This is a genomic window from Alteromonas sp. D210916BOD_24 (assembly GCF_047159385.1).
Lineage (GTDB): Bacteria > Pseudomonadota > Gammaproteobacteria > Enterobacterales > Alteromonadaceae > Alteromonas.
Genome location: NZ_AP038333.1, coordinates 3,069,426 through 3,093,383, shown reverse-complemented (window position 1 = coordinate 3,093,383; position 23,958 = coordinate 3,069,426). Strand labels below are relative to the sequence as shown.

Below are 23,958 nucleotides of genomic sequence, written 5' to 3'. Positions count from 1 at the left end.
GAAAAAACGCCGGCCTGATGTTATTTACAACCCATACTTTAACTAGAAGTTAGCCCGTACCACAAAGGCAATTCTACGATCTGATCTAAACCATGAACGCCCAGTTTCCAACCCGTCATTGTTAAGTACCATAATGGTTTCAGACTGGGAGTCTGTCAGGTTAGTACCCTGAATACCAATAGTCAGGTGCTCATTCCAATTATAGAAGATAGATCCATCGAGCTGACCGATATCATTGTAGAACAACGGTGCTTTTGAGATCACATCGCGGGTGGTTAACAGATAACGCGAGCGCCAGTTGTATGCCAATCGTGCACTCCAACCATTCTTCTCATACATGGCAACTAAATTAGCGGTATGTTTGGATTGCCCTTGTAGTGGCACATTGTCCAAACTTACCCGTATGCCCGTATCGGTAAAGTCATCGCCTAACCAGCTTTCGTCTTCTACATCGACTTCGTTGTTAGGTACACCTGACGCGTCAATGTACGTATAGGTAGCCTGAATACCTAAACCGTTAAACGGTTCTGGTAGCATGTCGTAAAATTGTTGATAGGCCACCTCGACACCATCCATCGTGCCTTTACCGCCGTTGGTAGTTGAATCAACTAACACATTTTGCGACTGACCAGTGGATGGATTAGTGTACTCTTGAACTGAAGCACCCTGAATAAAGTAGTTTTTCAGATCTTTGTGGAAATAGGTCACACTTAATTGCCCTACCTCTGCAAAATACCACTCAAGTGCAATATCGTATTGTGACGATTCCATGGGCTTAAGGTAAGGGTTACCCCCCGATCCTGTCCACGCGGGTACGTAGGCAGATTGGATCATATTTGAACCAGGCTCCGGTGGGTTGTCCGGATCGGGGTTACTAATAGGCCTTACGGTCTGTACTGAATCAGATCCTAGAGTGGCACGATTGCGTATTTCAGACATATCAGGAAAAGCCACAGCTTTAGAGTAAGCGAAACGAGCGATGAGATCGTCGGCTACTTCCATCTTAAAGTTAACGCTTGGTAGCACCATGCTAAAGTCAGTTTTCGCAGACAAACGCTCTTCAGCATCATTACCAAAGGCGCGTTCTGAAGAAGACAGGTAGTTGAGTTGATCCCCTATCCAGCGGTTTTCCTCTGCTTCCAATGCCTCTTCAATATTGGCGTAGTTACCGGCATTAATCTGATCGCTGATCCAGTTTGTTACAATCTCTGCGGTAAGCGGCGCACCTTGCAGTGATTCAGGTGGTAGGAAGTCAGGGTTCAAATCCGGGAATGTTACTGCACCAATAGCGTCGCGATTAAGCCTAACGTAACGCAAGCCAACGTTACCGCTGTAACGCAGGTCGCCATTGCCCTCAAAGTTGACTCTTAGGTAAATCGCTTTGTTGATTTCGTTAGTGATATTGACTTCGCCTGGTGTGAAAATGCCGTATTTGTCATCAACACCTGCACGATCAGGATAGGGTTCCCATGTCCCCCCAGCAGACATAAACGGCCGAGCGCCATTGATAATTGAACGGACGTATGCTTCTGTCGCATGGATAGTTTGGTTACCTGGAATATTCGCTACACCACCGCCGTGAAAATCAGACCAGTCAACCAGCTCAAAATTACTAGCATCAACCGGAATGGTGTCTAGCCATCCCGCAGGGGCTGCACCTGTAAATTCAGGAGCTAATGAACCCCAGTTCCAGCTGGTAGAGCGGACGGTTTGTTCGCGTTCAGCATAGCGTACACCAGCCTGTACCGAGGTAAAGATCCCATCACTATCTAAGCGGTAAGTTCCATCTAAGCGAGTCGCAATAGAGTCGCCTTCTGAGCGCTCCCAGTGATCCATTGCGCTGCGCAGGAAATAAGATGTAGGGTCTTGGAAATAGTTAGTATCACCAGCGGGATCATCGGTAAAGCCGGGATAAACGCCTCCTGCATATACATCTGGGTTGGCGTCTCTGTACCCGAAATAGGGTTCAAGTAAGGTCATGGTAGGTGTACTACCAGTGACGTCATAGGTTTGTCCAGCAAAAGCACCAGTGTGAATTACTACGTCATCGTCACTGGTTTTGGCTTTGATGTATTGTACGTCACCGATTAATTGTAATGTATCAGTTGCCATCCACTCCAAGTTGAAGGAGAGATCTTCGACCAGGGTATCAGTTTGTTTTACACGGGAATCGAATTGAAAGGGATAACCAAATTGCGGACGACCGCCGCTTTCCCATGAACGGATAACACGATCATTGTTTCCGTCAGATGCACGCCATCCATCGACACCTTGCACCATGGTACCTGAACCAAACAAACCGTTGTCATCAAATTCAAACTCAGTGCCGTCAAGCGCGCGAGTACGACGGTTGTCGATATTGTAGTATCCGCCTTGATATTTTACCGCCTGCTCATGCCATGACAAAGACGCGTCAGAACGAATATACTGCATAGTTGCCAGAAGGGTTTCATCTTCGTTTTCCCACTGAAGGGTACTGGCAAAACCCTCGCGCTTACGATCATCAAACTTGTTGAGCAAATTCGAGGCATTTGGCAGCCAAACCGTACCATTGTTGTCATTGCCAACAAACGCTTCGGCACCGGCTAGATCTCGGGCGTATGCTTGAACGTAGGCATCTGATTGAATACCGTGTGATTCACCGTATAATTGAGAATTAGCGTAATTCACTAGAAAGCCGAGTTCACCATTCTCATCGAGATCGTAACGATCACTGTACAAGCCTGAAAACGTGGGACTGCCTTTTTCAGCTAAATCCCCGTAAGAATAGTCTCCACTGAATGCAATTACCCGACCCTCAGAGTCGAAGGGTTTACGGGTACGCAAACTGACTGTGCCGCCTATGCCCCCCTCAATCATGTCCGCCGTCTGATTCTTATAGATGTCAACACCACCCATTAGCTCAGGTGATACATCTTGAAATGACAGACCACGACCACTATTCGCTGTAAAAGAGTCACGACCATTGAATTCACTTCGGGTTTGGGTCATACCACGAATGATGGCGCCGCTGCCCTCGACACTGAAGTGATCTGGATCATCAGGACCAGCAAAACGCTCAATTGAGACTCCCGGTAATCGTTGAATGGCCTCCAGTACACTTCGGTCAGGCAAGGTCCCGATATCGTCTGCGGTTATCGAGTCAATTACTGTATCTGAAAAGCGCTTTAGGTTTTGGGCACTCTGTAGATTACCTCGAATACCTTTAACTTCTATCGTTTCAACTACCTCTTCATCTTCTGTTACTTCTTCTTGTACCGCTGGGGCTTCTTGAGCCCAAGATGAGTGTAAAGCAGACAAAACGGTCAATGCCAAAATGGACTTATTAAATGGGTGTGCAAGTCGGTTGTGTGCCCGTGCTTTAGCCATTATCACGTCTCCGTTGAGATTATATGGAATTGTTATGTCCCTTTTTCGCTTCGTCTTCGATTCATCAGGTGTAAAAACAAAGCTGAGAAATGGTCTAAGCATAGTGATAGAGTCAAATGTAACTATCAATGGAGTGTTAAAATATCACAACGCCAAAGCGACAAATCGCAACAAATTATTAACATTGTGCATGGTGGCTATAGATTAGGTGAATTGAGATCGCATGTTAGACGAGTACCAACTTATAGCGGCCAGGATTGGTAATTAGGGGAAGGTAGGCGACCCCAATACTTGAGTAGTTTGAAGTCGCATTGTGATGGCCTCTATTGCAACGTGTCAGAATAAGTTAATCATTGCAGCTAGCGCATACACCAATGGTGCGTTCCAGTTAATGGCCACTTCATTTGACGCATAGCTGCACCAATCGTCAACGTAGGACTTTGCGGGAAGGTTCGACGGGTATTGACAATCATCTTGTTGACCGCCATGGGGGCCTCCGGCGATAAAACCCGGCACTGGATCTGCTATCGTGTCTGCTTGTGATTGTCGATGGTGAATAAAACGCGGTGGTTTGTTGCCGAACCCAGTAATAAAGCTATAACCCGTGGGGTTTTTCCCAAATACATAGTCGACTAAATGACTCATCGATTGGCGATATTTGTCATCGTGCGTCAGGCTGTATGCCGTAGCTAGTATCATGGCGTGATTCATTGCCACCCCATTGCTTCCCCAGACAAAATCCTTTTCTCTCATGGCAACATGAAAAGCAGAGTTCGCATCCGTTTCTAGCAGTCCATTAGCATAACTCAAAAAGGTCTGTTGGAAATTATCCAGAGTGTCGGCTGGCACATGATGACTGCCCTCTTTAAGTAACGTCAAATAGGCAAGTCCCATGGTATTTGCCCAACTAGGTGTAGAAGGGACGTCGATATACTTGTTGATGACATCTAAATATTCAGTTTTTCCTGTGGTAACAAGTAATTCACTTGCAGCCCAAGTAAATTCATCTAGAAAATCGCTATCGCCATATTCGCCGGTACGTACATTTTCCGCGTTTTTATACGACATGTTTGGGTGTTCCAAGGCCCATCGCCATGCTCGCTCTGCAGCATGTTGATAAGTGTTCTCTGACTCAGGGAAAACACGTGCTGCGGTGGCCATTACCGCAGCAAAATTAAGTGCAGCCGCAGTGCCTTTGCCGACAAAATAGCGTTGCTCCTTTGCCTCATGAGGCATAATATCTTGTACAAAATTAAGTGTAGTAAGCTTGTGAAATACACTACCATCTGAATCTTGCATAGTGAGCATCCAATCCAGATTCCATAAAATTTCATCGAGCATATCCGGGCGGTTATTGGTGGACTCGGGAATATTCCATCTCCTCTCAGCATAAAAGCCTTTAAAATCGATAAACGCGCGTAATAATGTATAAGTCGATATGCCCGAATTCACAATATATTTGTTGTAGTCACCGGCGTCATACCACCCTTTGCTGCTAGCGCGAATATCAGAGGAGTTGTTCAACACCATCACGTGGTTATCCATATGCCCTTCAGGGCGTTGCCATACACCAGCATAGGCAGGATCCAAGGGGATACCCGCACGGTTAAAGTAATAAGCTTTAATCGCGGCATCGTGTACGTCTCCATAGGCATTCGAATTGACTGTAAAGCTCGCATTTTCGCTTGTGTCGGATAATGTTAAGCGATAGGTACCCGGTTCGGTGATGGCACTGACATCGATGATCGCAGCACTTTCACCGGTCAGAGTCCATATAGTTGGTTGATTTGATTTTCCTTGTAAAACAACTTTTTGAGTACCAATGTGAGTGATTTCGAAGTCGTGAATATTAGTTGTGGAGATCACAATCTCTTTGTCTTGTGAAGGTAAAAAGCCAATTTGATTTGTATGAATTGCTACCCCTTTATTCGCCGCAGTAGAGAGTGAAGGTGTTTGAGTTTTGTTTTCCGAACATCCACTTGATAGCAAAACTACTGTCGTGATGGAAAAAGCAAGCCATCGAACCTGTTTGGAGAAAACCCATTTTTCTTTTGTCATGATAATACCTTTGCCTTAAGCATCAATTAATTTTAGTTGTAATTCATTCGTTGCGCTTTATTTAAGGTCAGTCACTATAATTTGCTCAAATGGAGGAGCAGGTAAACCCGCGCGGTTGTACAAACCAGCAGCAGGGTTGTCCCCCCATGCGTATCGCACTGTTTTTGGACTACTGACATCTGGATGTGTCAATGTGACCTTATTATCTGTTATCGCCACATTTGCCCAATAGAATTGATTATCGTCTCCTGCAATAGCAAAACTTGTGTTAAGAGAGGTATTTGCTTGTAGGCCATCATCTGCAGCGTTAAAGCTAATGATCACTGCGCTTCCCTCTCTGATCACCGATTTAACTTCAGGACCTGTATAAATCACATCATGCTTATACACTAAATGTTGAGCGGCCAATGCTAAACGACGTCCTACTTCTTTTTTGTTAACCGGATGAATATCGTTCCATTCACCAATATCTAAGGTCACCACAAGTGCCGTGTTATCAAGTAAAGTCGTTTGATATTGCTGATCTCTAAGGCGTGCCCAGCTGCTGTCGAAAGGTTCGGCATGCCGTTGCATAAAGTTGGTCAGTTGGACGATGAAAAAAGGAAGCTCGGGTTGCTGCCAACGGTCGCGCCAATGGTTTATCATCGCGGTAAGTTTTGCGCTGTAGTCGGCAGGGTGTGAAGCATTGGATTCTCCCTGATACCATAAAATGCCACTGATAGGATACTGTGTTGCCGGTGCAATCATGGCATTAAATAAACCCATGGGTTTCCAGCGAATAAAAGTAGTAGAAGGCGTCTGCTCCGTCTTCAACGAAACCTTGTATTGCCATTCGCCAGAGAGGCTGAGCCTCGCTTTATTATTTCCCAGAAAGTACGGTTTTTCAGGAACGAAGCCAGTGTCTCCTCCATTTGAGATAACCCTAAGTGCAATCACGTTGTCCCCTTTTCTCAGAGCGGATACGGGGACGGTATAACTTCGAGGTGGGTATTGGTAGGTGGTATTGCCGACCTTTACACCATTCACAAAGGCTTCATCTGCATCGACAACTCTGCCTAATCGCAAAGTAAGAGGTGCGTTGGGAAGATCAGCCAAAAAAACATGCTTACGTAACCACCATATTCCTGCAAACCCATACTCAGTGCCTGGAAGGTTGTTAGGCAGGATTAACGTTTCCCAATCATCATCTGACAATTCAGGGCTGAACCACGGCGTGTTTTTAAGGCCGAGATCATTTTCCTGAAGGGATTGATACCAGTCGTTTTGGGCTGCTTGTTCCCTTTGTTTGGTTGCAGCCACCATGTCCTTATCAGCGTAATATTCTCCTTTGCTGATCTCTTCAGGGTAATCAGTAAGAATGGCTTTACTCATCCATGCTTCAATGGGAGAGCCACCCAACGACGCATTGATGATGCCTATGGGGACGCCCTCGGATAAGAAAAGCGCTCGCGCAAAATAGTGTGCAACGGCAGATAACTGTTCAATGTTTTCTGGTGTGGCGTTTTTCCATTGCCCCCCTTGGTAATCATTGTTTTCGCCATCAAAACGGTACTCGTCAGGAACAGTAAACTCGCGAATAAGAGGGAAATTAGCGCTTGCAACATCACGGGGGTAGGCTTCTTTAACCCTGGCCATGGTGAGTTCCATGTTGGATTGCCCTGAAGCTAAATAGACATCACCAAAGTACACGTCATTGATGCTTAGCGTTTCTTCTGCATCAATCTTTATTGAATGCGGTCCGCCAGCCTCTTGAGGAGGTAAGATCACGCACCAGCGGTTATCACTGACCACCACATTTTCAATCAGCGTGTTATTGAACCAAAGGCTAACGGTTTGCGCATCACTCGTCCCCGAAAATGCAACAGGCTGTTTTCGTTGAATAATTGCGCCATCTGAAATAAGGCGATGGACGGTGAGTGCCTGAACTTGCGTGCAAAAGCACAACACCAATAGTAGATACCGTACACCCATGGTTTACTCCCTTGTCGGCTGAACAGTTGCCCTATATGGAGGGAAAGCCCATTACATTAGGCAATGGGCTAAAGCGGTTGATTAGCGGCCAAAGAGTACCTGATTCACTTGGTTTTCAAGCAGTTCTTGTTTACCTGAAACAGGTTTGGGATCAAGGTTCTTTTGTGTCGCCATGTCTGCTAACGATGTCAATGTGAAATCACCATTTAGGATTTGTTTACCCATTGCGTCATCCCAACCTGCATAGCGCTTGGCTTTAGTATCGGCAATAAAGTCACTTTCGACGATCGCTGCCGCTTTTTTCAATCCAAGTGCACAGGTATCCATGCCACCAATGTGACCGTGGAATAGGTCAACTGGATCGATACTCTGACGTCTCAGCTTAGTGTCAAAGTTGAACCCCCCTGAGGTATACCCGCCATTTTTCAGAATTTCATAGCAAATCAAGGTCATTTCTTCTACGCTATTTGGAAATTGGTCGGTATCCCATCCAAGTTGAGCGTCGCCGCGGTTAGCATCAATGGAGCCAAAAATACCCAGTGCAAATGCCGTTGCAATTTCATGGTGGAAAGAGTGACCAGACAATGTCGCATGGTTGGCTTCAATGTTAACGGCAAACTCTTTCTCAAGACCGAACTCTTTGAGGAAGCCATATACCGTGGCGGTGTCGTAGTCATACTGGTGCTTCGTCGGCTCTTGCGGTTTGGGCTCTATTAACAATAGCCCATCGAAACCGATTTTATGCTTGTGCTCCACCACCATATTCATAAAGCGACCCAGCTGGGCTCTTTCACGCTTTAAGTCAGTATTAAGTAGGGTTTCATATCCCTCACGACCACCCCACAATACATAATTAGCGCCACCAAGTGTCTTCGTGGCATTCATTGCATGAAAAACTTGGGTTGCAGCGCGGGCAAAGATAGCTGGATCCGGATTAGTGGCTGCACCTGACATATAGCGAGGGTGACTAAACACATTTGCCGTTCCCCAAAGCAACTTCATCCCTGTTTCTTCTTGCTTTTGACCTAGAATATCGGTCATTTCACCAAAGTTGCGCACGTAGTCACTGATGGATTCGCCTTCCGGGGCAACATCAATATCGTGGAAACAATAAAAAGGCGCGCCTAACTTACCGAAAAACTCAAAGGCAACGTCTGCTTTTTGCTTGGCGCGTGCCATAGCATCACCCGCCTGTAGCCAAGGTCGCTGAAAAGTGCCGCCGCCAAACACATCGGCACCATCCCAACAGAAATTGTGCCAGTAACAAGAAGCGAACCTAAGGTGCTCTTCCATCGTTTTACCTAACACCACTTCTTGGGGATTATAGTGTTTGAAAGCGAGTGGGTTAGTTGACTCAGCACCTTCGTACTGGATGGGGCTGATGTCCTGAAAGTAGTCTGCCATATTTAGCTCCAAAATTTGGCCGAGTGGCCGTTGAATAATGACTGCAAATAATGTTCAAGCGCAGCCAATTGGGCAATTATGTTAATTTGAACGCGTCTTGTGTTTTTTATTAAAACAGAGGCTCAAGGCTAAAATAGAGTTCCCGGAATTTCTGACGTCGATGGTGATAATAGTCTCTTAATGACCGATTGGGCTCATACGCACCAATGCGATTAGGTACAGGGCATATATCAGAAATGGATTGCTGAGGATTAGAGGCGACTTGTGCTAATCGTGCTGCACCTAGTGCGGGTCCTACATCTCCCCCCTCGCGATAGTCCATGGGAACGCCTGATACATTGGCCAGTAATTGACGCCAATACACACTTTTCGCGCCGCCGCCTATCAGGCTAATACCCGCCACATTTACCCCACAATTGTGAACCACATCTATACCATCAGCTAACGCCATAGAAACTCCCTGGATCACCGCTTGAGCCATCTGTGCACGAGTGGTAGAAGCGGTCACACCGAAAAAGCCCGCTTTGGCATTCGGGTTATTGTGTGGCGTGCGTTCGCCCGTTAAATAGGGCAGAAAAAAAGGCGTGTCTGGATCATCTTCGCGGGTATTACTTTCTACATCTTCTAATAGGCTAGCGACATCCGGATAACCTGAATTATTGGCGAACCACTGAAGACAGCTTGCTGCGCTTAACACCACTGACATTAAATGCCAACGGTCAGGCATAGCATGGCAAAAACTGTGTACTGCCGATTCAGGTTTGCTACGAAAGTCTTTGGTGACAGCAAAGTAAACGCCTGAAGTACCCAGTGAAAGCATAGCTTGACCAGGTTCAACAATACCACAGCCTATTGCGCCGGCCGCATTGTCACCTGCTCCCGCTACAATTTCGACGGATTTCATCCCCCAGCGTTGGGCTAATGAATTGAATAAATACCCGGTTATAGCTGTGCCTTCATACAGTTTCGGCATGTGCGATTCATTCAGACCACATGCCATTAGCATGGACTGACTCCAATTCCGTTTCCCCACATCCAACCAACTAGTGCCTGCACTGTCTGACATATCTGAAGCAAACTCGCCACTGAGTTTGTAACGCAAATAATCTTTTGGCAGAAGTACTTTGGCTATTTGTTGATAAATGTCAGGTTCGTTGTCTTTTACCCAGAGTAGTTTTGGCGCTGTAAATCCCGGCATAACGATGTTGCCCGTAATGCTACGAGCATTTGAAACGGTTTTTTCGATATCACTGCACTGTTTAGCACTGCGACCATCGTTCCAGAGGATGGCGGGACGTAATACGTTGCCATGACGGTCTAACAAAGTAGCACCATGCATTTGACCTGCAAGGCCAATTGACTTTACTTGTTCCAGTGACATCTGGCTAGCCAGTTGATCTAGTGTCTCGCAGGTAGCTTGCCACCAGTCTTCAGGTTGCTGTTCAGACCATAGTGGTTTGGGCATAGAGACCGTTAAAGGGGCGCTCGCCGAAGCAACGACTTTTCCACTTTCATCAGTGACAATGGTTTTAACACCGGACGTGCCTAAATCTATTCCTATATACATATCAAACTTCAAGTAAAACGTTATACCGCGTATGCTGATTGCGAAAACATCAAATCGCAATTACGAAAATTTGTTATTATTTTGTTAATTTAAATTCGTTGTATTAGTATCCAAAAGGTAAGTAAAAAACATAAAAAATATTTACTGAATTTAGTTCAACGGGACACAGAACATGTTTGAACAAAAACACAGCATCACATTATTATTCAATGCCAATAAAGTCTACGACCGCCGTATCATTGCAGGGGTGGGGGATTACCTTCAAACCTCGAAAGTGGATTGGGATTTGTATCTTGAAGAAGATTTCATGGCGCGATTAGAACATCTGGATGAATGGAGTGGTGACGGTATTATTGCCGATTATGATAATCCAGAAATACAGGCGGCTTTGCAAAAAGCAAAGGTACCTGTTGTCGGTATTGGAGGGTCATACCAGAATCCGGCTGACTATCCCGATGTACCCTATGTGGCCACTGATAATCACGCATTAGTTCAAGCGGCATTTGAACACTTGCGACAAAAAGGTATTCAACGCTTTGCGTTTTATGGTGCTCCCGTGAACGAACACGCCCGTTGGGCACAAGAAAGAGAGAATGCCGTACTTGAGATAACGCGTGCTCAGGGTTACGAATGTTATGTTTACCGTGGCCATCCGGTTCGCCCGGAAACGTGGCAATATACCACCAAGCGTTTGGCTGATTGGCTAAAAAGCTTACCAACACCTATTGGCATTATTGCTGTCACCGATTCCCGCGCACGGCACCTACTACAGGTGTGTGATCACATTGGTATGATTATTCCCGATCAGATGGCTGTTATCGGAATTGACGATGACGAGCTTGCCAGATATTTAAGCCGGGTCAGCTTGAGTTCAGTAAGACAGGGCTGCTTTGAACTAGGTGAGCAAGCGGCTCGCTTATTACATAAAATGCTGAAGGGGCATAATGCACCTAAAAAGCCTATTTTGATCCCGCCTGAATGTGTTGCCGAGCGCCAATCAACAGACTTCAAAGCCATTAGTGATCCTCACGTTATGCAAGCCATGCATTATATTCGACAAAATGCGAGTCGCGGTATCAAGGTCGAGCAGGTGTTAGACTACGTTGGGGTATCACGTTCTAATCTGGAAAACCGGTTTAGGGAAGAACGGGGACACAGTATTCATACTGAAATACACAACGAAAAGCTTCAGCGCGCCTGCAAAATGTTAGAAAACAGCAGCGAGCCTACCTCGCAAATCGCAAAAATTTGTGGATATCCTTCGCTGCAATACATGTATGCCGTTTTCAAAAAGCACTTCAACCAGACACCTAAAGAGTACCGTGATGCTACCAGTCAGTCAGAAGAAAACGATACCTTGCTGAGAGTGTCTTAAGAGCGCGGGTGGGTTAGATATAGCTGGGTAAAACACGACACAGCAATAGTCTAACCGGCCTGATTCTGTGACTGATATCGTTGAAAAAACGCAATTCAAATTACTGTATTTCGTAAAGTTATCGCATTGAACGTACCTGACCTTTCACGTTAAATGCCATGTTCAATATGGTAAATGGATGGTTAATACATGTTAAAGCACTACCTTGCCTTGTTCATTGCAAGCAGTATGCTTATGCACTCTTCAATCAAGGCGAATGCGGTAATATTTGATTGGTTTGCGTACTCCACACCAGAACTTGAGCCTGCATTAGCGAAATCGCAATTTCGCAACCCAGTGTTGCCAGGGTTTTATCCCGACCCATCCATCACGCGAAAGGGCAAGGATTTCTACCTCGTCACATCAACCTTCGCTTACACGCCCGGCTTACCTATTTTTCACAGTAAAAATCTGGTTGATTGGCGTCAAGTAGGCTTTGCTTTGACTCGGCAGTCCGGTATCGACTTTGACGGTCTGTCTATTTCCAGAGGTATATTTGCCCCTACCATACGCTATTACAATGATGTGTTTTACCTGATCACTACAGCGGTAGACAGTGGCGGCAATTTTCTTTTAACAGCTAGGGATCCTGCAGGGCCTTGGTCAAAGCCAATTTGGCTTAAAGAGGTGGGAGGCATCGACCCAGATTTGTTTTTTGATGACAACGGCAAAGCCTATGTTACCCATAATGATGCCCCCCCCGGCGAGCCCCTGTATAACGGTCATCGCTCCATCTGGATGTGGGAATTAGATTTAACGACTAAAAGCGTCGTGGCTGGAACACGTCGGTTGCTGGTTGATGGAGGTGTGGATATCAGTCAAAGACCTGTATGGATTGAGGGGCCGCATATTTATAAAAAAGACGGTTGGTACTACCTCATCTGTGCAGAAGGGGGGACGGGGCCACAGCATTCCCAAGTGATTTTCAGAACGCGTTCTCTCGATTTACCTTTTGAACCCTACGCAGGTAATCCCATATTAACCCAACGTCATTTACCGTTTCCTAGAGAAAACGCTGTCGATGCGGCTGGACACGCGGATTTTATCCAAGGTCCTGATGGACGATGGTTTAGCGTATTTTTAGCCACTCGCCCTTACGGTGATAACCGTTACAACACTGGCCGGGAAACGTTTCTGTTGCCGATGCAATGGGAAGACGATTGGCCGACTATATTAACGCCAGATAAGGCTATTCCCTTATCCTTGCTCAAACCTTATCCCGAGATTGAGGGGCAGAGTACTAATTTCAATTCATGGCGAGATGATTTCTCTGAGCCTCAGCTCTCATGGCGATGGCAGGGGGTTCGTACCTTTGATAGAAGCTGGTTAACCCTAGAGGATGACCAGTTACACTTAGCACCGCTCGCTGCATCGTTAAGTACTGTAGAACAAGTGGCCTATATCGGTGTACATCAAGCACATTCGAGTTATGAGGTCTCTACGTCTGTTTTAGTCCCAGATGATGAGGATATCAGTGGAGGTTTAGTGGCATTTCAAAGTGAGGCCTTTCATTACTTCTTAGGGGTAAGTCGTGCAGAGAAGGGGGCAAGGGTATTTATAGAACGTACCATAGAAGGGGATTCTGCTGTGATTGCCACCGAATCACTGTCTGTGGCAGCAGGTGAGCCTGTTTATTTACGTATTTCAGGTCATGAGGGTGAAATACAGTTCTACTTCGGCGATATGTCGGGTTACACAGGTATCCCGTCACACAAAGAGATACCAGCGGCCAAAAAGCTCGATGGACGATTACTGAGTACGCAAACTGCAGGCGGCTTTGTGGGTACTACGTTGGGTTTACACGTGCGACAAGACTAACGGAGAGTATTATGTTTAAGCGAATGTGCGTACTGTTAATTGCAATGGTCATTGCTCAGTCATCCATGGCTTATGTTGTCTTTGAACCGTTCAAAGAGGGTTTCAGGGTAGCGGACAGTGAGACAAAGCAGGTCACCACCCTATGGGTGTCTCCAGACAGTAATATTGGCATTCAACTGGCTGCTAAAAACCTCCAGGCTGATATCAAGCGAGTCACTGGATTAGAACCCCCTATCGTCAACGATGTTAATTTACTAAACAGACATAGCGTACTGATTGGCGAGCGAGGTAAAGCACCGCTTATAGATAAACTCATCTCCCAAGGCGAAATCAGGATTGATGAGCAGGCTAACCACTGGGAAGGTTACCAACTCAACCTGGTTACTAATCCTTTACCACATGTTGAAAAAGCCTGGGTTATCAGTGGATTTGACCGCCGAGGCACCATCTACGGTATTTACGACTTATCTGAAAAAATGGGGGTATCGCCCTGGTATTGGTGGGCAGATGTACCCGTGGTTCAACGCAAAACGGTTTACCTTACTGCACAAACTCCATTGAGCGATGCGCCCAAAGTAAAATATCGCGGTATTTTCCTAAATGATGAAGCGCCTGCTTTATCAAGTTGGACACACGAGAAATTTGGCGGATACAACGCTGAGTTCTATCAGCACGTGTTTGAGTTGTTGTTGCGATTAAAAGCGAATTTTCTGTGGCCCGCTATGTGGAATAACGCCTTTGCCGACGATGATCCGCAGAATATGTATCTCGCTCATGATATGGGAATAGTAATGAGCACTTCACACCACGAGCCTATGATGCGCGCTGACAAAGAATGGAATCGCCATGGCAGTGGTCCGTGGGAATATTCTACCAACCCTGAAAAGTTGTACGAATTCTGGGTGGAAGGAGCAAAGCGCTATCAAGACAAAGATGCCATATTTACTTTGGGTATGCGCGGCCAAGCCGACACGCCAATGAGTGAAGGCGAAAATATCGGTTTGCTAGAGCGTATTGTGAGTGACCAACGGGAGATCCTTGCTAAGCACATCGACAAACCCATCAATGAAATCCCACAGGTATGGGCATTGTACAAAGAAGTCCAGGGCTTTTATGAACGTGGAATGCGCGTGCCAGAAGACGTTACGCTTCTTTGGGCTGATGATAACTTCGGCAATATTCGCCGCTTGCCCACTCAGGAGGAAGACGGGCGCGAAGGTGGCGCGGGTGTCTATTACCATTTTGATTATGTCGGGGGACCTCGCTCCTATCGTTGGATAAATACTGTGCCTCTGGGCAAAGTATGGGAACAAATGAACTTGGCGTGGGAATATGGCGCAGATCGCATTTGGATAACCAATGTGGGTGACTTGAAGCCTATGGAGTTACCCATTAGCTTCTTTTTAGCCCAAGCGTGGGACCCAACCCGCTATGATGAAAACTCTCCTGCGACTTTTACCCGTCAATGGGTGGACAAGCAATTTAACGGTCAGTATGTTAAGGAGATCAGTGACTTATTGACAACTTATACGCTGCAAAATGGTTCAAGAAAACCGGCTGCTATTTCACCTGAGACATACAGCATCCTCTACTACGACGAAGCCGATCGCGTAAGTAGCAAACTTGAAGCCGCTTCGGCTTTAGCCAAATCGCTGTATGAAAAAATAGATAGGGCATACCGCGATACTTTTTTTCAGTTAGTAGGCTATCCGATGTGGGCCACTCAGACCCTCTTTGAACTCAATCGTTCACAGGCATTAAATAGACTTTATGCAGAGCAAGACAGAGCTTCCACTAACGCAGCGGCGGCTAAAGTGAATGAGTGGTTTGCCCGTGATGAAACACTGAAAGCGCAGTACCACACTTTAAAAGATGGGAAGTGGGATCACATGATGTCACAACCCCATATTGGGTTTGTACATTGGCGTAATCCTCCTGCTAACCTCCCGCCTGTGGTACATACAAAAGCACTGGCGAATCCGTCCGTTGCGGATATGGGGGTCGCGGTCGAAGGGAGTAGACACTACTGGCCGGCCAACGAAGGGCTAGGACAGTCACTGGCATTACCCCCGTTTACATTATGGGGTGAGAGTACGCATTCATTCACGGTGTACAATCGCCAATCTCTGCCATTTACGTGGCAGGCTAAACCGTCGGACTCTTGGATAAAGTTATCTCATCAGCAAGGCGAGATAACCTCTGATCAAACCATCAAGGTGCACATTGACTGGCAGGCACTTCCTCCAGGTACCCATACCGGCTCTATTGTTGTCACTGGAACAGGTTGGGGTGGAGCGTCTATTGAAGTCATAGCCAACAAAGCTGAATTGCAGAGCTTGCCTCAATCTGGTGATTTTATTGAAGGAGATGGATATATTTCCGCACAGGCCGTCAGTGCCAACGTTGCCAACAGCAAAGAGGGCCAATGGAAGCACATTGCAGTTCACGGACGAACCGGAACAGCCATGCACAGTGTGGTTGCACCTTATACCACCTTGGAAATAACAAATGCGCCAGCCCTGAAATTTCCGCTCTTCTTTACCTCAACGGGCACGTTTGAATTACAGATGCAATTATCCCCATCACTTCCATTTGATACCAAGACAGGAATTAAACTGGCGGTGGCATTGGACAATAAATTGGTTGATGTTGTGGAACTGCCCTCACAATCGGATAAGAAGTGGTGGGAAAAAGGCGTGCTTGATAACGTAAAAGTGTTGACGTTGGACCTACCCATACCTACGACTGGACAGCATCAGCTTGCCATATATGGATTGACTTCTGGTGCTGTATTACAAAAGATTGTGGTTAATACAGGTGGGTTAAAGCCGAGTTATTTAGGTCCGCCAGAAAGACGCCATAAAAAGTGATAGCACAGTACGCAATCACTCTTAACAGAGGAAAAAGAACACTATGACACATCGATGGGGTGTAATCGGACCGGGAAATATCGCTCAAACGTTTGCTGATGCATTGCGTCATCTCCCACAGGGAGAACTGTATGCAATAGCCAGCAGAGATCCCCATCGTGCAAGTCAGTTTGCTCAAAATAACGGGGCGAAAGTGACCTATGATAGCTATCAGGCGTTGCTGGAGGATCCCAACGTAGACATAGTTTACATTGCGACGCCGCACAGTCACCATTTCCCCGTGGCGATGCAAGCGCTCAAAGCCCAGAAAAATGTACTGATAGAAAAGCCGCTCACCGTCAATAGTGCGCAAACCCGTCAACTGGTGGCCTTAGCAAAAGCGAACAATTGCATTTTTCAGGAGGCGCTCTGGAGTCGCTTTATGCCATGTTTCGCCACAGTCAAAACATGGATAGCGGACGGAAAAATAGGGGCGCTACAGTATATTACGTCTCAAATTGGATTCTCGTTTAGTGGAGAACCAACCCACCGACTCCTCAATCCGGCCTTAGCGGGTGGAAGCTTACTGGATTTGGGGATATACAGTGTCAGCTTAAGCCAGTTTATCATCGGTCAAAACCCGGTATGCATTAGCGCTATGGCATCGCCTGAACAGGGTGTTGTTGATCACAATACCTTTGTGACTATGCACTATCAAAGTGGCGTAACCAGTCAATTTGTCAGCACCATAGATGCGCAATGCAGCAATGTGATGACCATTCACGGCAGCAAAGGTTTTATTCATTTGCCCAGTCGATTCTGGGAGGGTAAACAGTGCAGTTTGTGGGTAGACGATGAGTGTGTAGAAAATCAGCAATTCACCCATCAAGTGAACGGTTTTGAGTATCAGATTGCAGCCACCATGGCGTTAGTGGAAAAGGCTCACCAGCAAAGAGCAGGTATAGACACCACGGAAATGACAAAAAACCTAAAAGCAAAAAATGCAAAAGAGAATATCGAGCTGTGTGACCCCTGTATGAACCACGCCGATAGCATTGCCGTGATGGAAACCTTAGATAGCATTCGAGATATTATCAAGTTGCGCTACGGCGATGATATAGAAGCGCTGTAGTTGCTTGTATCGCAAAAAAACATTAAAAAACCTCCATCAGTAGGATGAGTACATGATGGAGGTCTTCACATTATGAGAACGGGCTTAAGAGCCCAGATAACCTAGCTTAAAACAAAAGGCCTAACCTTCCATGTGTTCCAATTCTTTACCCTTGGTTTCGTGCACCAATTTTATAACAAAGAATACCGACAACAACGCGAATAACGCGTAGAAACCGTATGCGCCTGCCAGGCCAATGCCAGCTAATAGCATGGGGAATGTATAGGTAATAACGAAGTTCGAACCCCATTGTACCAATCCGCTGACGGCCAAGCCGGAGCCGCGAATTTGATTGGGAAACATTTCCCCTAACATCACCCACATAACGGGCCCCCAAGACAAGTTGAAGAAGAACACATATAAATTAGCTGCTACCAGGGCTGTCGTTCCCCATTCTCCCAAAATCAGTTTACCGTCGGCAGACTGGGACGCATTGAGAAACGCCAGCACCATAACTGAGAGCGTTACTGTCATGCCAATGGAACCCCATTTCAGGAGAGGCTTACGGCCTATTTTGTCAATGACCAACAGGGTGATAACACAAGCAGCAATACTAATTGCACCGCTCAATACGTTGATTAGAAGGGCATCAGACTCTGAAAAGCCCACCGCTTGCCACAATACTGCGCCGTAATAAAAAACGACATTAATACCGACTAATTGTTGGAACGTTGCCAATCCAATCCCCACCCAAACGATAGGGCGAATTTTACCTGTCGCTTTCACCTTAAGATCAGATAAACGGGGCTGATGGTCACTGGCCAGTGACTGTTTAATTTCTGCAAGTTTCAACCTTGCCGCATCGTCACCCAACAGTTTCGAAAGTACGGCAGTCGCTTTGGGAATGTTACCATTAGAAACTAAAAATCGCGGGCTTTCAGGGATGAACCACAACAATAAAAAGAACGCAAAGGCAGGGATAAGCTCAATCCAGAACATCCAGCGCCAGGCAGCGAAGTCCATCCACAGTGTATTTGTCGACCCTTGCGCTTCACCTGCTAGCAGGTAATTACTTAAAAATGCTGCGAACAAACCACTGATAATGGCAATTTGTTGAATACTGGTTAGCATGCCGCGATAGCGAGCTGGAGACACTTCAGATATGTAGGCTGGCGCCATCACCGACGCTGCGCCAACCGCCAAGCCTCCTAAGATACGATAAAAAACAAACTCAAAGGACGAGCTGGCGACACCCGAGCCCCATGCACTGACAATAAATAAGACTGCTGCCACTATGAGTAAGGTACGTCGGCCGTATTTATCGGCAAAGCGACCCGCGAAAAAGGCTCCTACTGCGCAGCCCAGCAACATACTTGACACGTTAAACCCCGTGCCTGCACTGGCAGAATTGAACGCCCGTTGCAGGCCATCGACAGTGCCGTTGATAACACCGCTATCGAAACCAAATAAGAAGCCGCCGATAGTGGCAACAATACTGATAAATATTACAAAACCAATATTGTCGTTGCTAACTTCGGCAGTGGATGTGTTGAGGGTTGTTTCCATTACAGTTACTGCTCCATGTATGGGTCGATGGTCACAATCGTGCCATCAGGGTGGTAAGTCAGTTCAGTCATCTTGACGCTACGTAGGTGAGTTTTCCCCCCTGACAACGAACTGTCGTGATAAAACAAGTACCACTTGTCTTTAAATTGCGCAATAGAATGGTGGTTCGTCCAACCCAATACTGGATTTAAGATCACGCCTTGATAAGTAAACGGACCGTAAGGATTGTCGCCTATAGCGTAGACAATTTTGTGCGTATCGCCTGTGCTATAAGACAAGTAGTATTGACCTTTATATTTATGCATCCAGGCAGCTTCAAAGAAACGACGGTCATTATCTTCCTGCAATATAGGTGTACCGTCTTTATCTAAAATCGCAATTTCCTGGGGTGCTTCAGCAAAGGACAACATATCGTCGGCCATTTTCGCAATGCGAGGTTTAACCGCTGGTGCATCGTCTGCAGGATAGACGTCTTGTGGATTGTACTGGCCTCCTTCATAGCGTTGAAGTTGTCCTCCCCAAATACCCCCGAAATACATGTAGTAGCTGCTATCATCATCTTTGAATACGGCAGGGTCCATACTGAAGCTACCTTCAATTGGTTCGCTTTGCGCGGTGAAGGGGCCATACGGCTTGTCACTCGTAGCAACGCCGATGTGAAAAATATCTTGTTTGTCTTTCAATGGGAAATACAGATAGTAGGTGCCGTCTTTGTGTGCCGCATCAGGTGCCCAAAGCTGTCGACCAGCCCAAGGAATGTCGTCAACCGACAAAGCTACACCATGATCAGTGACTTCTCCCCCCACTTCATCCATCGACAATACGTGGTAATCGCGCATGTCAAAATGGTCGCCGTTATCATTTTCAGGAATTCCTGATTCTACGTCGTGAGATGGATAAATATATAGACGTCCTTCGAATACATGGGCAGAAGGATCTGCCGTGTAAATGTGAGTGACCAGCGGCTCAGCTAATCCACTTTTTAATTGAGTGGGTGCTTTCTCGCTGGTTGGTGAAGGGGTGGCCACGGTATTAGGCTCACCTTCTGTTTTCATTGCTGGTTGGCAAGCAGAAATAAAAAGTGCTGATAGCACTGCAGAAAGTGTCACTTTATAAGAATGTTGATACGTCACAACACGCTCCCTGAATGTTAACTGATGACAGCATAAAATAATGCAGTGATGCGAGGACGAGAGCAATGTTACTAGTCTGTAAAACTAGAAAAAGATAAAGAGCTATCGAATAACATAAAATTTACATTGGTGAGATAGTTAGAGCAACACGCTCTAATCAGCATGATTCAATTGTTTTCTCGTGAAACTCCTAATGTATTTAATGACTATATTTTGTGCATGAAGCAATAGGGAGATATGTGGTAGGATCCGCAGCCCTTTTGGCTAAGGGGAAATTTGACACTTATAAGTTTGATATTGGTTTTTGAAACGTCCTTATAAATGTGTTCAAGCAATTGAAATGTGAGAGATGAGAAAAGTGACAGACGTAATAAAGAAGTTGGACAGTGCCGATAAACTAGCCTTTAACCGCAAATTGTCAGTCGCTCCAATGCTGGATTGGACTGATAGGCATTGCCGTTATTTTTTACGTTTAATGTCAAAGCATACTTTGCTATATACCGAAATGGTGACCACAGGCGCTATTATTTATGGCAAAGGTGATTATTTAGGTTTTAACACAGAAGAACACCCTGTCGCGGTTCAGCTCGGTGGCAGCGACCCCTCTGATATGGCGAGATGTGCGGTGTTATCACAGGAACGCGGCTACGATGAAGTGAATATTAACGTAGGGTGTCCCAGTGATAGAGTGAAAAATGGGAGCTTTGGCGCCTGTTTGATGGCCCAACCTGAAGTAGTTGCCAACTGCGTTAAAGCTATGCAGGCTGAAGTGGATATTCCTATTACGGTTAAATGTCGTATTGGTATTGACGACATGGATGAAGACGAAGATTTTGCCCGCTTTATCGATACGGTGGCCAATGCGGGTTGTGATACCTTTATCGTGCATGCCAGAAAGGCGTGGTTGCAAGGGCTCAGTCCTAAAGAGAATCGCGAAATTCCACCTCTGAATTACCCCCGTGTGCACCGCTTAAAAGCAGCGTACCCTGATTTGTCTATCAGTATTAACGGCGGAATCAAAACCATTGATGACGCTGTGTCCCAGTTAGCGCTGGTCGATGGGGTGATGATGGGGAGAGAAGTCTATGCTAATCCCTATATTTTAAGTCATGTTGATCACACTGTGTTTGGTGATACCTCTGATGAAATAATTTCTCGCCGAGACATCGTTATGCAAATGCAAGCCTATATTGAGCAACAACAGGATACTTATTTTAAACCTTGGCATGTGGCTCGGCACATGTTGGGATTATTCCAGGGGCAGGCAGGTGGCAGAATCTGGCGCAGATATCTCAGTCAAAATGGCACGGGAAAATCACCAGATCCAGATTTACTGATGAATGCGCTGGATACTGTAGAAAAAGCACAGAAGGAAGTAGCTGATTACAATGGTCAAAAAGGCTAATAAGATGGTCTTTTTGACTAAAGTTTAATTATTGTACAGTTTGTGTGTGTTTATTCTGCATGGGTATTTTTTTAAATAATTCATAAAAATTAGGTGTTTATCGACTTTTTTGGATCTTGGCACGGCTCTCGCTATCTGATAAGTATCGCAACGACAGCGTGTTGTTGCACTGACTTAACTTTCGAGGGAATTTATGAAAACTTCACTAATTGCAGCAACTATACTTTCAGCAAGCATGATGAGTGGCGCAGCGAGCGCGCAAGAGTCGGTGCTTCAATCGCTTCTTTCAGACATGGTAAGCACGGCGGTAACAATGACAGCTAACGAAATTACGGCTGACGTTTATCAAACCGTGGCGAATACATCGTACCACTTTGAGTTAGATTCGAATAAAGCGGATGGTGCAGGGAAAGTAAGCGTAACGGACTTGGTGGTTAAATCCGATAACAACCAAGGTGACGATAAGAAAAACGCCGACTAACTATTCACTTTTAGCTTCAGCACTCTACTAAAAAGCCGGTCAGATTATCTGACTGGCTTTTTTGATCATAGCGTATATGGCTTGTATAAACTGACTATAGCTCAACTGTTTAACGGTCCCTTACTGCTATAGCCCAATATCCTTGTAATTCTATTAGTTCAATTCACCCACGAGTGTGGGTAAACAACACAGCAATATTACTCTATTTACCTCTATTGATTTGTGCTGGCAACATCCAGCGGTAAAAGCTAGTGCATTTAATGATAATGGTCAAAATGACAAGTCAATGTGGTTAAAAAAACCAAAAAATAGTAAAGGGGTTTTAGGATTCTAGAATGAAGATCTTGGATTATTCGATAAGTCTTTATAATTCAAATAGATAATTAGTTGGCACGACGCTTGTAATAGTAAAAGGGTAATGAGTAAAAATGAACGGATTCCAGAATGAGCACAATGAGTATCAACCTCAACTGGAAACCAATCATATTCTAAACGGAGAAATGATCATGGGTATGTTTTCGCGAATTAATGACATTGTGCAAGCCAACATCAATGCAATGCTAGATAAGGCTGAAGATCCAGAAAAAATCATTCGATTGATTATTCAGGAAATGGAAGAAACATTAGTTGAAGTGCGTACAGATGCTGCGCGATACATTGCTCAGCAAAAAACACTAAACCGCCATATAGCGGCAACTACCAAACAAATCGATGGTTGGCAGGACAAAGCTCAGCTTGCCATGAATAACGATAAAGAGTCGTTAGCAAAAGCAGCGCTGGTAGAAAAGCAAAAATACGTTGCCAAACTTACTTCCTTAGAGGAACAGCTGTCGCATTTGACTGAAACGATTGAAAAAATTCAGCAAGATACTTCGCGTTTGAATACCAAGTTGGCAGAGGCGAAAGCCAAGCAAAAAACCTTAGTTCAACGGAAGAATACTGCTCATACACGCTTAAAAGTAAAACAGGCCGATCACGAAAGTAAAATTGATGATGCCATGATGCGGTTTGAAAATTATGAGCAACGAATTGATTACCTGGAAGCACAAGTCGACGCCTATGACTTGGCGAAAAGCAGCGAGGCCAATTCGCTGCAAGCACAGTTCGATGCGATGGAAAACGACGAAACCATCGAAAAAGAGCTTGCCGAACTGAAGAAGAAAAAGGTCGCGTAGTCGACCTACTTCTAAGAAGCCGGCTCATGCCGTTGTCAGCAAAGTAAAGTTTAGTGGAGAGAGAACATGAAAATATCATCGCAAAAACGTATGTACAGAGATTTGGATTCAGGCGTTATTTCAGGTGTGTGTGCCGGCGTGGCGCGTTACTTTGACATTGACGCAGTATGGGTTCGTGCAGCAGCAGTCGTTGGCTTATTTGTAGCCACCCCAGTAACTTTATTAGCCTATATTGCCGCTGTTATTTTATTGCCGAGGATGGGCTAATGAAAAACTTTCTAATTGCATTAGTCATCGCCATTATATTGGTGAATTGTTTGGGAAGTTTAGTCGATAGCTGGTTAGGGATGCATATTGTAATGTCTGACGAACTTCTCAGCCCATGGGAAAACATTGCAGTACTTTCAGTCGTAGGTGTGGTACTGGCAATCGTTGGGTTTGTGGTAGCAGTGAGTGTACTTGGAACTATCTTTTTGGCGCTAGGTGCAGGTCTTGTGGCACTGTTGGCGGTAGGTGTAAGTGCTTTTTGGCCAATTATTCTGATTGGTATTGCACTTTATGCACTGAAAAATCGAAAAAGTGCACGGTATAGACAAGAAAATGGGCACAATATGCGCCATACTTTATAGCAATTATT

The 23,958-nt window shown here is 45.6% G+C and carries 16 protein-coding genes; 9 read left to right on the top strand and 7 right to left on the bottom strand.

The genetic code is table 11. The features are described 5' to 3' along the window. Nucleotides 1-42 precede the first annotated feature (42 nt). The 5 genes from ACMCM8_RS13435 to xylB all read right to left on the bottom strand — a co-directional run bounded on the left by ACMCM8_RS13435 (nucleotide 43) and on the right by xylB (nucleotide 10,369). Nucleotides 43-3,369, bottom strand: coding sequence for a TonB-dependent receptor (locus tag ACMCM8_RS13435; protein WP_412723119.1), 3,327 nt, complete (start codon nucleotides 3,367-3,369; stop codon nucleotides 43-45). A gap of 336 nt (nucleotides 3,370-3,705) precedes the next feature. Beyond that, nucleotides 3,706-5,427, bottom strand: coding sequence for a glycoside hydrolase family 9 protein (locus ACMCM8_RS13430; RefSeq protein WP_412723118.1), 1,722 nt, complete (start codon nucleotides 5,425-5,427; stop codon nucleotides 3,706-3,708). 57 nt (nucleotides 5,428-5,484) lie between these two features. Next, complete coding sequence (locus ACMCM8_RS13425; protein ID WP_412723117.1) at nucleotides 5,485-7,398, bottom strand: sialate O-acetylesterase; 1,914 nt, start codon at nucleotides 7,396-7,398, stop codon at nucleotides 5,485-5,487. Nucleotides 7,399-7,479: 81 nt separating this feature from the next. Then, nucleotides 7,480-8,802: a xylose isomerase gene (xylA, locus tag ACMCM8_RS13420; protein ID WP_412723116.1), complete on the bottom strand. Its 1,323-nt coding sequence runs from the start codon at nucleotides 8,800-8,802 to the stop codon at nucleotides 7,480-7,482. A 109-nt stretch (nucleotides 8,803-8,911) separates the two neighbouring features. Next, nucleotides 8,912-10,369, bottom strand: a complete 1,458-nt coding sequence (gene xylB / locus ACMCM8_RS13415) for a xylulokinase (RefSeq protein WP_412723115.1) — start codon at nucleotides 10,367-10,369, stop codon at nucleotides 8,912-8,914. Nucleotides 10,370-10,541: 172 nt separating this feature from the next. On the opposite strand from xylB, the gene ACMCM8_RS13410 reads away from it, so the two are divergent. The 4 genes from ACMCM8_RS13410 (at nucleotide 10,542) to ACMCM8_RS13395 (ending at nucleotide 17,582) form a co-directional block, all read left to right on the top strand. Then, entirely contained in the window at nucleotides 10,542-11,744 is a 1,203-nt protein-coding gene (locus tag ACMCM8_RS13410) for a XylR family transcriptional regulator (RefSeq protein WP_412723114.1), read from the top strand. Nucleotides 11,745-11,933: 189 nt separating this feature from the next. After that, on the top strand, nucleotides 11,934-13,601 hold the full coding sequence (locus ACMCM8_RS13405; RefSeq protein ID WP_412723113.1) for a glycoside hydrolase family 43 protein: 1,668 nt from the start codon (nucleotides 11,934-11,936) through the stop codon (nucleotides 13,599-13,601). 11 nt (nucleotides 13,602-13,612) lie between these two features. Next, nucleotides 13,613-16,471: a glycosyl hydrolase 115 family protein gene (locus tag ACMCM8_RS13400; protein ID WP_412723112.1), complete on the top strand. Its 2,859-nt coding sequence runs from the start codon at nucleotides 13,613-13,615 to the stop codon at nucleotides 16,469-16,471. Nucleotides 16,472-16,514: 43 nt separating this feature from the next. Next, nucleotides 16,515-17,582, top strand: coding sequence for a Gfo/Idh/MocA family protein (locus ACMCM8_RS13395; protein WP_412723111.1), 1,068 nt, complete (start codon nucleotides 16,515-16,517; stop codon nucleotides 17,580-17,582). A 120-nt stretch (nucleotides 17,583-17,702) separates the two neighbouring features. On the opposite strand, the gene ACMCM8_RS13390 is transcribed toward ACMCM8_RS13395, so the two are convergent. After that, complete coding sequence (locus ACMCM8_RS13390) at nucleotides 17,703-19,127, bottom strand: sugar porter family MFS transporter (RefSeq protein ID WP_412723110.1); 1,425 nt, start codon at nucleotides 19,125-19,127, stop codon at nucleotides 17,703-17,705. A gap of 5 nt (nucleotides 19,128-19,132) precedes the next feature. Then, nucleotides 19,133-20,260, bottom strand: coding sequence for a glycoside hydrolase family 43 protein (locus ACMCM8_RS13385; protein WP_412723109.1), 1,128 nt, complete (start codon nucleotides 20,258-20,260; stop codon nucleotides 19,133-19,135). 358 nt (nucleotides 20,261-20,618) lie between these two features. Between ACMCM8_RS13385 and dusA the strand changes: the two genes are divergently transcribed. From dusA to ACMCM8_RS13360, 5 genes are all read left to right on the top strand, one after another. Then, a complete protein-coding gene (gene dusA, locus ACMCM8_RS13380) occupies nucleotides 20,619-21,665 on the top strand; it encodes a tRNA dihydrouridine(20/20a) synthase DusA (RefSeq protein ID WP_412723108.1) in 1,047 nt (348 codons plus the stop codon). Between the two features lie 193 nt (nucleotides 21,666-21,858). Next, nucleotides 21,859-22,146 carry a hypothetical protein gene (locus ACMCM8_RS13375; protein WP_412723107.1) on the top strand — a complete coding sequence of 96 codons (288 nt, stop codon included), beginning with the start codon at nucleotides 21,859-21,861 and terminating at the stop codon, nucleotides 22,144-22,146. Between the two features lie 506 nt (nucleotides 22,147-22,652). Further along, nucleotides 22,653-23,321, top strand: coding sequence for a phage shock protein PspA (gene pspA / locus ACMCM8_RS13370; RefSeq protein ID WP_412727726.1), 669 nt, complete (start codon nucleotides 22,653-22,655; stop codon nucleotides 23,319-23,321). Nucleotides 23,322-23,387: 66 nt separating this feature from the next. Beyond that, nucleotides 23,388-23,588 carry a PspC domain-containing protein gene (locus ACMCM8_RS13365; protein WP_412723106.1) on the top strand — a complete coding sequence of 67 codons (201 nt, stop codon included), beginning with the start codon at nucleotides 23,388-23,390 and terminating at the stop codon, nucleotides 23,586-23,588. Next, nucleotides 23,588-23,950 carry a hypothetical protein gene (locus tag ACMCM8_RS13360; RefSeq protein ID WP_412723105.1) on the top strand — a complete coding sequence of 121 codons (363 nt, stop codon included), beginning with the start codon at nucleotides 23,588-23,590 and terminating at the stop codon, nucleotides 23,948-23,950. Before ACMCM8_RS13365 ends, ACMCM8_RS13360 begins: the two co-directional genes overlap by 1 nt. Nucleotides 23,951-23,958 lie beyond the last annotated feature (8 nt).